Source organism: Streptomyces sp. NPDC020845 (assembly GCF_044334165.1).
Lineage (GTDB): Bacteria > Actinomycetota > Actinomycetes > Streptomycetales > Streptomycetaceae > Streptomyces.
On record NZ_JBIRSJ010000021.1, the window covers coordinates 62,063 to 74,232 of the forward strand.

Annotated in this window: 16 protein-coding genes; 7 read left to right on the plus strand and 9 right to left on the minus strand. The window is 72.1% G+C overall.

The window, feature by feature from the left end:
* Positions 1-194 precede the first annotated feature (194 nt).
* The 7 genes from ACH4U7_RS43440 to ACH4U7_RS43470 form a co-directional block, all read right to left on the minus strand.
* Positions 195-1,010, minus strand: coding sequence for an urease accessory protein UreD (locus ACH4U7_RS43440; RefSeq protein ID WP_398533292.1), 816 nt, complete (start codon positions 1,008-1,010; stop codon positions 195-197).
* Positions 1,007-1,720: an urease accessory protein UreG gene (gene ureG, locus ACH4U7_RS43445; RefSeq protein ID WP_398533293.1), complete on the minus strand. Its 714-nt coding sequence runs from the start codon at positions 1,718-1,720 to the stop codon at positions 1,007-1,009. Before ureG ends, ACH4U7_RS43440 begins: the two co-directional genes overlap by 4 nt.
* 24 nt (positions 1,721-1,744) lie before the next feature.
* Positions 1,745-2,443, minus strand: a complete 699-nt coding sequence (locus tag ACH4U7_RS43450) for an urease accessory protein UreF (RefSeq protein WP_398533294.1) — start codon at positions 2,441-2,443, stop codon at positions 1,745-1,747.
* Between the two features lie 15 nt (positions 2,444-2,458).
* Positions 2,459-4,180 carry an urease subunit alpha gene (locus ACH4U7_RS43455; protein ID WP_398533295.1) on the minus strand — a complete coding sequence of 574 codons (1,722 nt, stop codon included), beginning with the start codon at positions 4,178-4,180 and terminating at the stop codon, positions 2,459-2,461.
* 138 nt (positions 4,181-4,318) lie between these two features.
* Positions 4,319-4,624: an urease subunit beta gene (locus tag ACH4U7_RS43460; protein WP_385616214.1), complete on the minus strand. Its 306-nt coding sequence runs from the start codon at positions 4,622-4,624 to the stop codon at positions 4,319-4,321.
* Positions 4,625-4,639: 15 nt separating this feature from the next.
* The gene (locus ACH4U7_RS43465; RefSeq protein WP_089511712.1) at positions 4,640-4,942 is read right to left on the minus strand and encodes an urease subunit gamma; all 303 of its coding nucleotides are present in this window, start codon (positions 4,940-4,942) and stop codon (positions 4,640-4,642) included.
* 241 nt (positions 4,943-5,183) lie between these two features.
* The gene (locus tag ACH4U7_RS43470; RefSeq protein ID WP_398533296.1) at positions 5,184-5,504 is read right to left on the minus strand and encodes a type II toxin-antitoxin system Phd/YefM family antitoxin; all 321 of its coding nucleotides are present in this window, start codon (positions 5,502-5,504) and stop codon (positions 5,184-5,186) included.
* Positions 5,505-5,584: 80 nt separating this feature from the next.
* Here ACH4U7_RS43470 and ACH4U7_RS43475 point away from each other — a divergent pair, with 80 nt between their 5' ends.
* From ACH4U7_RS43475 to ACH4U7_RS43495, 5 genes are all read left to right on the plus strand, one after another.
* On the plus strand, positions 5,585-6,220 hold the full coding sequence (locus tag ACH4U7_RS43475) for an ATP-dependent Clp protease proteolytic subunit (protein WP_398533297.1): 636 nt from the start codon (positions 5,585-5,587) through the stop codon (positions 6,218-6,220).
* A gap of 6 nt (positions 6,221-6,226) precedes the next feature.
* Entirely contained in the window at positions 6,227-6,535 is a 309-nt protein-coding gene (locus tag ACH4U7_RS43480) for a hypothetical protein (RefSeq protein ID WP_398533298.1), read from the plus strand.
* A 236-nt stretch (positions 6,536-6,771) separates the two neighbouring features.
* Positions 6,772-7,245 carry a C40 family peptidase gene (locus tag ACH4U7_RS43485; RefSeq protein WP_398533299.1) on the plus strand — a complete coding sequence of 158 codons (474 nt, stop codon included), beginning with the start codon at positions 6,772-6,774 and terminating at the stop codon, positions 7,243-7,245.
* Between the two features lie 99 nt (positions 7,246-7,344).
* Positions 7,345-7,743, plus strand: a complete 399-nt coding sequence (locus tag ACH4U7_RS43490; RefSeq protein WP_398533300.1) for a VOC family protein — start codon at positions 7,345-7,347, stop codon at positions 7,741-7,743.
* A gap of 72 nt (positions 7,744-7,815) precedes the next feature.
* A complete protein-coding gene (locus ACH4U7_RS43495) occupies positions 7,816-9,021 on the plus strand; it encodes a hypothetical protein (RefSeq protein WP_398533301.1) in 1,206 nt (401 codons plus the stop codon).
* Positions 9,022-9,131: 110 nt separating this feature from the next.
* Here ACH4U7_RS43495 and ACH4U7_RS43500 read toward each other — a convergent pair whose 3' ends face one another.
* The gene (locus tag ACH4U7_RS43500) at positions 9,132-9,560 is read right to left on the minus strand and encodes an ATP-binding protein (RefSeq protein ID WP_089511719.1); all 429 of its coding nucleotides are present in this window, start codon (positions 9,558-9,560) and stop codon (positions 9,132-9,134) included.
* A gap of 248 nt (positions 9,561-9,808) precedes the next feature.
* Between ACH4U7_RS43500 and ACH4U7_RS43505 the strand changes: the two genes are divergently transcribed.
* Entirely contained in the window at positions 9,809-10,678 is an 870-nt protein-coding gene (locus ACH4U7_RS43505; RefSeq protein ID WP_398533302.1) for a helix-turn-helix domain-containing protein, read from the plus strand.
* Between the two features lie 48 nt (positions 10,679-10,726).
* Positions 10,727-10,945, plus strand: a complete 219-nt coding sequence (locus ACH4U7_RS43510; protein WP_398533303.1) for a DUF397 domain-containing protein — start codon at positions 10,727-10,729, stop codon at positions 10,943-10,945.
* 9 nt (positions 10,946-10,954) lie between these two features.
* Here ACH4U7_RS43510 and ACH4U7_RS43515 read toward each other — a convergent pair whose 3' ends face one another.
* Positions 10,955-12,166: an 8-amino-7-oxononanoate synthase gene (locus ACH4U7_RS43515; protein WP_398533304.1), complete on the minus strand. Its 1,212-nt coding sequence runs from the start codon at positions 12,164-12,166 to the stop codon at positions 10,955-10,957.
* Between the last annotated feature and the right edge of the window lie 4 nt (positions 12,167-12,170).

Genomic DNA, 12,170 nt, shown 5'->3' on the forward strand with positions numbered 1-12,170 from the left:
TCGTGCGTTGCAAGAGCCAAGCGCGCACGACGCGTTGAGCGAGAACCAAGCCAGCGCAACCCTACGCTCTCGGGCGACCGGGCAGGTTCCGTCCCGGCTGGTGTTGAGGGAGTAAGACCTTTCAGGTCGTTGACCTGCGGGGCTTTCTGAGCCAGGAATCCCCCTGCTTCAGCTGGGGGAGGGTTCAAAGAGTGTCAGGAGGATCCTCGCCTTGACATGCCGCCGTCGGCGGCGGGCTCTTCGGCGGCCCCGTGCCACCCGCCCGCCCCGGCGCCGGTTACCTGGTCCAACAGCCTCCGCAGCCGCAGCGCGTCCGGTGCCACCGCGGTGACCAGGGCGGCGGGGCCCGCGAGCGGGGTGAGCACCGCCGTCTCGCCGAGCTGCCGGACGGATACCGGCCGCTCCTCGAAGGCCGGGGCGACGAGGAGGAGTTGACCGGCGGCCCGATGCCCGGCGAGGACCGCTCCGCCGTCCCAGCCGAGCGTGCCCGGCCCGTAGCCGAGCTCCTGGTCCAGCAGGGCCCGCCCGGCCCGGTACACCGCCAGACGGGTCGTCAGCCGCCCCGGCGGCTCTCCGGCCCGGCCGAGGACCTGCTCCTCGCGGAGCAGCAGACGGGCGGTCGGGGCGAGCTCGACGCGGCAGGTCATCCGCAGGTCGCTGCCGCGCGCCGAGATGACCGGCTCGGGTCGCCAGCACAGCGTCGCGCCGTCGCCGACGGTGAGCCGTACGTCGTAGTGGGCGGGCTCGCCCGACCGCCCGGGCAGCGCGATGGTCGCCGCCGCCGACCCGACGGACAGCCGCGCCCCCGGCCCCACCACCACGTCGAGGCCGATCCGATCCCCGCCGAGCGGCGCGCTCATCGCCCCCACCACAGTCACCCGCGCCTCCGCCCCCACCCCTCGTGTCCGCCGCAACGCGAGCGGCCCGTCGCCGGCGAGCACGGGCAACGCGGTCCCGCCCCGCCCGTCCGCCTCCGCGACGATCCGGGCGGCGGCCCGGACGCCGCTCACGCGTGGGCCGCCGTCCAGGCGGCCAGCCGGTCGCGTACCCAGTCGACGACCGGCTTGACGCCGTTCTCGGTGACCAGCGAGGTGAAGGCGACGGGCAGATCGCCGCGCTGAGCGCGCGCGTCGTGGGCCATGCGGTCCAGGTCGGAACCCACGTACGGCGCGAGGTCGGTCTTGTTGACGACCAGGAGGTCGGCTGTGGTCACGCCGGGCCCTCCCTTGCGCGGGATGTCGTCGCCGCCCGCGACGTCGATGACGAAGATCTGGGCGTCGACCAGCCCCTTGGAGAAGGTCGCGGTGAGGTTGTCGCCGCCGGACTCGACGAAGACGAGGTCGAGGCCGCCCTGCGGGCCGACGGCGTCCTCAAGGTCCTCGATCGCCTCGAGGTTGGCGGAGATGTCGTCGCGGATCGCGGTGTGCGGGCAGGCGCCGGTCTCCACGGCCGTGATGCGCGTGGCCGGCAGGACGGCGTTGCGCAGCAGGAATTCGGCGTCCTCGCGGGTGTAGATGTCGTTGGTGACCACGGCGATCGACAGCTCGTCGCGCAGCGCGCGGCACAGCGCGGCGACGGTCGCGGTCTTCCCGGACCCGACCGGGCCGCCGAGGCCGATCCGCAGGGCGCGGCGGGTGCCGTCGGGGCGGCGCGGGTCGGCGGCGCTGCTGTAGGTGTGGCGCTGCGGGTAGATGTCGGTGTCCGCGTGGTCGAGATGCATGACGGCTCCGGGGGGCTGAGGCTGCTACGAGGCGAAGAGGCGTACGGGCCAGGCCGCATGCGCTTCGGCGGTGATGTCGAGCAGCGGCGCGGAGGCGGCGGGCAGCGCGTCCGGACCCTCGTCGAGGGCCCGTCGGGCCGCCTCGGCGGCCCGCGCCGCGACCTGGTCCAGCTCGGGGACGAGGCGGGCGAGCACGGCGGTGGCGTCAAAGGGGTTCAGGCTCAGCAGCCGTACGACGGCGGTCGCGGGCCCGCTGACCGACTCGTACGCGGCGATATGCGCGGCGTCCGTCGGGCTCGCTCCGGCGGCGCGTACGGCGAGGCCGAGGACGACGGGCTGGTGGGCGCCGCGCGGGCGGGCCGCGGCGAGGGCATCGAGCTCCGGTCCTGGCCAGGCGGCCCGTGCGGCGCGCATCATCTGCCGGCCGAGCCGCCGCGCGGTGGCGCGCAGGGCGGGGGCCGGGGTACGGGCGTCGGCGGCCTCGTCGAGGAGGAGCGGGTCGAGCCCGGCGGCGGCCGCGGCGGCGAGCCCCGCCGCGGTCAGCCCGGCGGTGTGCAGCCGGCCCCGGCAGAACTCCTCCAGCGACCCCGCGTCCCGGATCCGGCCCGCCTTGACGGCGGCCTCGGCGCCTCCGGAATGCGCATGGCCTCCGGCCGGGAACCGGCCGTCGGCGAGGACGAGCAGGGCCGCCCGGGCGGCGGCCGCGGACATGGGCACGGTCATGGTCGCCACGTCCGCTCAGAAGAGGAAGTAGCGCTGCGCCATGGGCAGTTCCGCGGCGGGGGCCGGTTCGACCGGCTCCCCGTCGATGGTCACCGTGAAGGTGTCGGGGTCGACCTCGACATGCGGGCGGGCGTCGTTCTCCCGCATATCGGCCTTGGTGACGCCGCGTGTGCTGCGGATCGGGGCGAACCGCTTGCCGAGGCGGAGCCGGTCCACCAGGCCGTCGTCGAGCGCGGTCCGGGTGACGAAGTTGAGCGAGTTCGCGGCGGGGGCGCGGCCGATCGCGCCGAACATGGGGCGCGGCAGGACCGGCTGCGGCGTGGGGATGGACGCGTTGGCGTCGCCCATCTGCGCGTACGCGATCTGCCCGCCCTTGATGACCAGCTGCGGCTTGACGCCGAAGAACGCCGGGTCCCACAGCACCAGATCGGCGAGCTTCCCGGTCTCCACGGAGCCGATCTCATGGTCCAGGCCCTGGGCGACGGCCGGATTGATGGTGTATTTGGCGACATAGCGACGCGCCCGGTGGTTGTCGGCGCGGCCGTCGCCAGGCAGGGCGCCGCGCCGGCGCTTCATGACATGCGCGGTCTGCCAGGTGCGCAGCACGACCTCGCCGACCCGCCCCATGGCCTGGGAGTCGGAGGAGATGATCGAGATGGCGCCGAGGTCGTGCAGGATGTCCTCGGCCGCGATCGTGCTGGGCCGGATGCGGGACTCGGCGAAGGCGAGGTCTTCGGGGACGGCCGGGTTGAGGTGGTGGCAGACCATCAGCATGTCGAGGTGTTCCTCGACGGTGTTGACGGTGTGCGGGCGGGTCGGGTTGGTGGAGCTGGGCAGCACGTTCGGCTGGGACACCACGGTGATGATGTCCGGCGCGTGCCCACCGCCCGCGCCCTCGGTGTGGTACGCGTGGATGGAACGCCCGGCGATGGCGGCGAGCGTGTCGCCGACGAAGCCCGCCTCGTTGAGGGTGTCCGTATGGATGGCGAGTTGGGCGCCGCTCTCCTCGCACACCCCCAGACACGCGTCGATGGCGGCGGGGGTGGCGCCCCAGTCCTCATGGATCTTGAACCCGAGGGCGCCGCCCCGCAGCTGGGAGTACATCGCCTCGCGCGAGACGGTGTTGCCCTTGCCGAGCAGCCCGATATTGACCGGGTAGCCCTCCAGCGCCTCGAACATCCGGGCCAGATGCCAGGGGCCCGGCGTGATGGTGGTCGCCTTGGTGCCCTCGGCGGGGCCGGTGCCGCCGCCGACCAGGGTGGTGATGCCCGCCGCCAGCGCCTCGTCGGCGATGGTCGGGGAGATGAAGTGGACGTGAGCGTCGATGGCCCCGGCGGTGAGGATCTTGCCGTTGCCCGCGATGACCTCCGTCTCCGGCCCGATGACGAGGTCGGGGTGGACGCCGTCCATGGTGTCCGGGTTCCCCGCCTTGCCGATGCCGGTGATCCGGCCGTCGCGCAGCCCGACATCGGCCTTGACGACGCCCCAGTGGTCCAGGATCACGGCGCCGGTGATCACGGTGTCGGGGGTCCCCTCGGCGCGCGTGGCACGCGACTGCCCCATGGACTCGCGGATCACCTTGCCACCGCCGAACACCGCTTCGTCCCCGGCCCGGCCGGGGCCGCCGGCGCGGTCCTCCTCGATCTCGATGAGGAGGTCGGTGTCGGCGAGCCGTATACGATCCCCGGCGGTCGGCCCGAAGAGATCCGCGTACACGGGGCGGCTGAGTTCAGTCATGCTGCGTCCCATCGTTCGCCCCGCCGCGGCAGCGGCTCATGTCACCGTCGCCCGCGAGGCGGCGGTGCGGCTCGTATTCTCGTCGCGGCCCGGCGGCCTCGCGTGCTCCCCCAGCTATCGCTGGGAGGTGCCCCCTGCTCACAAGGACCCTCCTGTCTCGCCACGCAGCCCGGGTACGACGCGCTCGCCCGCTATCGGGACCAGCTCGACCTCGACGGGGATGCCCGGCTCGAAGCGCACGGCGGTCCCCGCGGCGATGTGCAGGCGTTTGCCGTGGGCGGCGGCGCGGTCGAAGTCGAGGCCGGGGTTCGCCTCGGCGAAGTGGTAGTGGGAGCCGACCTGAACGGGCCGGTCGGCCGCGTTGAGCACGGTGAGGCGGGTGACGGGGCGGCCTTCGTTGAGGCGTACCGGCTCGTCCGCGTGCAGGATCTCTCCGGGAATCATGGGAGGCGCCCTCCGTCAGGCGATGGGCTGGTGGACGGTGACGAGCTTGGTGCCGTCGGGGAAGGTGGCCTCGACCTGGACGTCGTGGATCATCTCCGGAACGCCCTCCATGACCTCCTCGCGGGTCAGCACCTCGCGGCCGGAGGACATGAGCTCGGCGACCGTACGGCCGTCGCGGGCGCCCTCCAGGATGTGCGCGGTGATCAGCGCGACAGCCTCCGGGTGGTTGAGGATCACCCCGCGGGCCCGCCGCTTTTCGGCCACGTCGGCGGCCACATGGATGAGCAACCGTTCCTGCTCGTGCGGGGTCAACTGCACGCCTACCACCTCACGCTTGTCCCGTCGGGCGGGGTCGAATTGCCCGCTCACCTGCGGCCCGGTTCCCAGGGCGGCTCGCACCCGGTTTCGGAAGGCTAGTTCCGCGGCGTTTCCACGGCGTTAACTGCGGCGGTTGTGGTGGACGGGGGCGAGTCGGGCGGGGCGCACCGCTCGCCCGGCCCCGGGCAGCCGGGGCCACGTCAGCTGGGGGCCTCAGCCGGGGCCGCCCGACCGCCCCGCCTCAGCCGCGCCCGCGCCGCCGGTCCCCGACGTCCGGGCCGCGGTGCTCCGCGGCGATGCCGAACCGCCGCCGTTCGCCGGGAGCGGACGCCGCCGGGCGGACGGTCGAGACCGTGCTGATCACCTGTTCCTCCTCGGCGCCCGCCCGGCCTGCCTCATCCGACTCCATCTCCTCAAGTCGTCGCAGGTCATCGGCCGAGACCAGGGCCACGAGCGGCTTTCCGTGCCGCGTCACGACCACCCGCTCGCCGCCGTACACAACGCGGTTGATCAGCTCGGCGAGCTCTGCTCGGGCTTGCGTCACCGGAATCTCGTAGGCCATGCTCCCCATCATAACGAGATGTACGTCCTGTACATTTTTTACGGACGCCCGACTACCACCTGACACCGAGAGGTGACGCGATGGAACGCCCGACGGCGCGCTACGTCCTGCCCGAGTTCACCGAGCGCACGAGCAACGGGGTCCGCACCATGGACCCGTACTCCAAGCTCCTGTCCGAGCGCATCGTCTTCCTCGGCACCCAGGTCGACGACACCTCGGCCAACGACGTGATCGCGCAGCTCGTCCACCTCGAACACGCCGGCCCCGACCAGGACATCTCGCTGTACATCAACTCGCCCGGCGGCTCGTTCTCCGCCATGACGGCGATCTACGACACGATGCACTTCGTCACATGCGACGTGGAGACGATCTGTCTGGGCCAGGCCGCCTCCGCTGCCGCCGTACTGCTGGCCGCCGGCACCCCGGGCAAACGCTTCGCGCTGCCGGGCGCGCGGGTCCTCATCCACCAGCCGTCGTTCAGCGAACCCGTCCAGGGCACGACCTCCGACCTGGAACTCCAGGCCAAGGAGATGCTGCGCACCCGCGCCCTCCTGGAAGAGCTGCTGGTACGGCACACCGGGCAGACCGCCGAACGGATCCGCTCCGACATCGAGCGCGACAAGATCTTCAACGCCGAGGACGCGGTGGCATACGGACTCGTGGACCGACTCACCCAGAGCCGCAAGCACCCGCGGCCACTGCGCGACGCGAGGTGAGCGACCGTGCTACCACCTGAACTGCCCCCGCTGCCCGCGCTCACCCGCGCGGAGGGCGCGCTGGTGGACGGCTATCTGGACGTGGTCGATCTGCTCGCCCGAATCAACCCGTCCCGCGGCAGCGACACCTACGCGGGCCTGCGAGCCGCGCAGGCCCTGGTGGGGAAGGCCACCGCCCTCCGGGACGCGCTGGCCCTGATGCACGAGCGCGGCGAGAGCCGCCTCCACACCAGGACGCTGGAGCGCGCCCTCCGCGTACTGGACGGAGACCGCCGCACCGAACGCGTGACGCTGCCCCCGACGCCCACGCACTGACGCGGGGGAAGCGGCGCCGTTCACCCGGACGGCCCAACCCGGCCCCGGCGCCCCCGTCGGACCGGTTGCGGTGCCCCAGCGGTGCTCTTCGCTTCCCTGCCGGCCTCCCCGCCTCCGCCCTCAGCCTCGCATCCATGCCGGGCTGGGGGCACCATCCCAGGGACGACAGGACCCGCCGCGTCGGGCGCCTGGCCGGTCTGGCCGGGCAGGGGCCCGGCAGACGAAGGGGGTGCGCGATGAATGCGCACATACGAGTCCCTACAGCCGTATCCCGGGCCGGCGCCGTCTCGGCCCTGACCGTCGCCGCGGTCGGTGGCCCCGTAGCGGGGCCGGGGATTCCGCAGCAGGCCGAGGCGGCCTCCGCCGCCGCGAAGGCGCTGCAGGTCGCCGCGTCGAAGAAGGGAGCCCCGTACACATACGGGGCCGCCGGCCCCAACCGCTTCGACTGCTCGGGCCTGACCCAGTACGCGTACAAGCGGGCCGGAAAGCGGCTGCCGCGCACGGCCGCCGCGCAGTACAACCGCACCCGCCATATCAAGGCCGCCTCCCGCCACGGCGGCGACCTGGTGTTCTTCCATTCCGGGAGCAGCGTCTACCACGTGGGCCTGTACGCGGGGCGCGGCCGGATCTGGCATGCGCCCAAGCCGGGGACCGTGGTGCGGCTGGAGCGCATCTGGACCAAGAAGGTCTGGTACGGCAAGGTGCGCTGACCGACACAGAGGCCCCGCTGTCAGTAGCGGACCGACTGTCAGTGGGCGCCGGTACGTTGGCGGGGTCGGGGAAGTCCGTCCATCGTCGCGAGGGATCACATGTCCTATCTGAACCCGGTTCACAACATCACCTTCGACGCCCACGACCCGTACGCCCTGGCGCAGTTCTGGTCCGCCCTGACCGGTTACGCGCTCAAGGGCTCCGCGCCGGATGACGACGAGGTGCTGATCACTTCGAACCAGACCGGCGTCCCGGGCCTGCTGTTTCTCCGGGTGCCCGACGCCAAGCAGGGCAAGAACCGCGTCCACCTCGACATCCAGCCGCCCTCGGGCACGCGGGACGCCGAGGTGGAGCGGATGGTCTCGCTGGGCGCGTCGGTCATCGACGACCGGCGCACGGAGGACGGGCTCGGCTGGGTGGTGATGGCGGACCCGGAGGGAAATGAGTTCTGCGTCGAGCGCAGCGCGGTCGAGCGTGGCTTGGTGGAGCCGATGTGATGTCCGATGTCTTCGACACCGGTGCCAACGCGCGTAGCGTGGCCCGGTGTCGGCAGCAGGAGGGGGCTTGTGGTGACCGAGCAGTTCCAGGCGGACCGGACCTACGACCATGTGTATCTGGTCTTCATCGACACGGCCGGATATTCGACGATCGTCCTGTCGAACCCGAGAGACCGCGCCGCCCACGCCTTCGACCTGCTGCGCGAGCGGATGCGCACACGGCTCGCGCAGCTGGCGGCGGAGCGCCGCTGTGCCCGCAGCGGGGTGTGGAGCTGGCGGGGCGACGGCGGGTTCTTCGCCGTCCATGACGACAGCGAGAGCGTGGCCCGCGATGTCGCGCTGGAGGCGGCCAGGACCTTCCTCACCCTGGATCTGGTCCATCTGCGGGACGAGTTCGCGCGGGCGGGCGTGGGCGGCGAGCTGCACCTGCGGATGGCCGTGCACAAGGGGACGATCCAGCACACCGGCGAGGGGCGGACCGGCACCATCCACTCCCCCGACATCAATCTGGCCGCGCATCTGGAGAAGGCGACCCCTCAGGACTGCCTGGCGATCTCCGAGGACGTGTACCGCACCGCGGGCCCGTACGCGGAGCAGTTCACACCCGTGGGGAGCCATGAGGGCAAGCGCGTCTATCTGATGGCCGGGGACGGCGGCCCGCAGCAGGCGGCCAAGGCGTGGCTGGCGAGCCGCGGGCTGGACGGGGGCACCGCGGTGCACGCGTATCCCGAGCGGCCGAGCTCCGAGGAGAAGGCACGGCTGCTCGACGCGGCGTCCGAGGAAGTCCTCGACATGGGCACGGCGCTGCGCACCTCCTCCGGCCGGCTGGTCACCACCGAGCGCCCGGCCCGCTATCGCGACGCGGTGCTCGGCCTGCTGCGCCGGGGCGGGATCTACAGCTGCTTTCTGCTGGACCCGTCCTCGGACGCCGCGGCCACGCTGGCGCGGCAGTACCAGGAGGACATGACGAGGAAGATCAAGGATTCGCTGGAGCGGTTCGGCCGGTTCAAGGAGCGCTATGGCGCCGAGGCCGAGGGGCTGCGGGTGTACCAGACGGACGAGTTCCCCGGGTTCTCCGCGCTGGCCGTCGACGTGCGGCGGCCCGACGGGCTGATCCTCTACTCCTCGTATCTCATGGGCACCAGCCCGTACGGCGTGATCGAGCGCGGCGATATGCCGCACTATCTGATCAGCCCGACGGCCGGGCCGGTGTTCGGGCGCATACGGGAGCTGGCCGAGGCCCGCGGCACTACGGGGCACGTCAAGCGCGTCCTGTGAGCGCGGCGTGTGCATCGCGCTGTGAGGCCGCCTACGTCACCGTCAGACCGCGTACGTCGGGCCTTCGCGGTGACCCGAACGGGCCGCCGCTCAGCTCACGTCAGCCCACGTCAGCCCACGGGAACGGTCCAGGGCAGCGCGATCCAGACCGTCTTCCCGCCCTCCGGCGTCGGGATGACGGACACCTCGCCGCCCGACTCCGCGGCCAGCGACCGGATGATCAGCAGGCCCCGGCCGTTGTCCTGATGGGTGGCGGGCGGCAGGCGTTTGGGCCATCTGGGGTGGCTGTCGGTGACGCCGATGCTCAGCCGCTCTTCGCGTTCCAGCCGCAGATCCACGGTGAAGGTGGGCGATTGACCCATCGTGTGCTGGACGGCGTTGGTGGCGAGTTCGGAGACGACGAGCCGTACGATGCCGACGGTCTCCGCGTCCGTCGGCAGACCCCATTCGGCCAGCACGCTCGTCACATATCTTCGCGCCGCGGTCACCGAGACCGGCGCGCTCGGCAGAGTGACGGATGCTTCGTGGTGGTCAGCCATGGCGACCCTGTCCCTTCCAGCCGGGGCGCGGCTGCGGACGCGTGCGAGTGGTAATGCCAAGCCAGTGAAGTCGTGGGCAGCCCCGGCGGCTCTAGCGTCAGAGTGCCATCGATGGACCGCACAACGGGTGCGATCCACCGAGTTATGCATATATCTGTCGCTCGAAACGGTGAACTCTGCTACGGAAGACCGGATTTGAGCGGCACACTGGCGACCGGGAATTCGAGAGAATGCCGAAAGGGGATGTCATGCGGTACGGCCCTGCGGTACGCCGCCGCAAGCTCGGTGCGGAACTCCGCCGTCTGCGCGATCTCGCCGGACTCACCAGCGGCGAGGCCGCGCGCCGGGTGGGTTGGCACCAGTCGAAGGTAAGTCGGCTGGAGACCGGGCGCAGTGGAGCGAGACCGTCCGATGTGGTGCGGCTGCTGGATGTGTACGAGGTCGCGGACCCGGAGTTGCGCGCCCTGCTGGAAGCGTTGTGCGGTGGGGGCGCATCGGATCCCGAGGGGTCGCGGCGCGGCTGGTGGTACGCCTACCGCGATCTGCTGCCGCCCGCCTACCGGGATTTCATCAGCCTGGAGTCGGAGGCCTCGGCCGCGTCCACGCTGGAGACCACGGTGGTGCCGGGTCTGCTGCAGACCCCGGATTACGCGCGGGCGGTGACCCGCGCGGCGCTGCCGGATCTGCCCCGGCCGCAGGTGGACACGCTGGTGGAGGTGCGGATCGCGCGTCAGTCGGTGCTGCGCGGGGCGCGCCCGCTGCGGCTGCACGCGGTGCTCGACGAGGCGGCGCTGCGGCGCGAGGTCGGCGGGCCCGGGGTGATGGCGGCCCAGCTGCGGCATCTCGCGGAGGTCGCGGCGTTGCCTCAAGTGCGGCTGCAGGTACTGCCGTTCTCCGCCGGAATGCCCATTGGCATCACTGGTCCTTTCATTATTTTTTCCTTTTCGCACATTACTGATCTCGATGTTGTTGTTCTCGACCACTTGACGAGTAGCCTCTACTTGGAGCGGAAAGAAGACCTCCGGGCGTACAGCGCCGCGTTCGACACGCTGCGGACCAACGCCCTGACCGTCAAGGAATCGTTGACCTTCATCACCAAAATCGGGGGCGGCGCCTGAGGGGGCACCATGTCCACAATGTCCTGGTCCCTACCCTGCGATTCGGCATTGCGCGATGCGCAATGGCGGCGCAGCAGCTACAGCACCGGAATGAACAACTGCGTGGAGACGGCTTCGCTCCCGCCCGGCCTGCTGGCCGTGCGGGATTCGAAGAACACGTCCGGCCCCGCGCTGCTGTTCGTCCCGGACGTCTGGCTCACGTTCGTCGACGCGCTCCGCGGCGGCGCGCTCGACACCGGCGCGGCCACGCGCCAACGCGAGAGCTGAGCTGAGCTGTCAGGCGGTCGGCGCGGTCCGTACGATCGTGTCGGCCGCCTCCTCGATTTGCTGATCGGTCAGATCCGCCCGGGCCGTCAGCCGTAGCCGGGAAATCCCGTCCGTGACAGACGGCGGGCGGAAGCAGCCGACGGCCAGCCCGGCCGCGCGGCAGTCCGCGGCCCATTGCACCGCCTGCTCGGGCGACGGAGCCCGCACCGACACCACCGACGCATCGGGCCGCACCGCGCTCAGCCCGGCGGCGGTGAGCCGTTCGTACAGCCCGGTGGCCAATGCGCGGGCGCGGGCGGCGCGCTCCGGCTCGCGGCGCAGCAGACGCAGACTCGCCAGGGCCGCGCCCACGGCGGCCGGGTTGAGGCCGGTGTCGAAGATGAACGTGCGGGCGGAGTTGACCAGGTGTTCGATCACCCGGGCCGGTCCCAGAACGGCCCCGCCCTGGCTGCCCAGCGCCTTGGAGAGCGTGACGGTCACGACCACGTCGGGCGCGCCCGCGAGGCCCGCCCCCTGCGGCGCACCGCGCCCGCCGTCGCCGAGCACCCCGAAGCCATGCGCGTCATCGATGACCAGGGCCGCGCCGTGCGCGCGGCAGGCGGCGGCGAGGGCGGGCAGCGGGGCGGCGTTCCCGTCGACGGAGAAGACGGAGTCGGTGACGACGAGCGCGCGGCGGCGCGGGCGCGTCGCGCCGCGGGGCGGCTGCGCCGCCGCCTCCGCCGTCAGAGCCAGAGAGGCGGCTTCGAGGGCCTTGCGCACCGCCTCGGGGTCGGCGTGCGGGACGACGGCGACCTCGGCCCTGGACAGCCGACAGCCGTCGATGAGCGAGGCGTGATTGACCGCGTCGGACAGGACCAGGGCGTCACGACCGCTCAGCGCGGTGACGGCGGCGAGGTTCGCCGCGTAGCCGGACGAGAACACCAAGGCCGCCTCGAAGCCGCAGAAGGCGGCGAGCTCCGCCTCCAGCGTGGAGTGCAGCTCCGTATGCCCCGTGACCAGCCGGGACCCGGTCGAGCCCGCGCCCCAGCGGGCCGCCGCCGCGCCGGCCGCGGCCGTCACCTCCGGGTGCCTGGCCAGGCCCAGGTAGTCGTTGCCCGCGAGGTCGAGCAGCGGGGAGTCGGCGGGGCGGGGTTTGAGCGTGCGGACGAGTCCGGCGCGGCTCCGCCGTTCGCTCTCCTCGTCGATCCACTCGAACGGGTCGTCGTGGCGATCCTGGGGCATACGC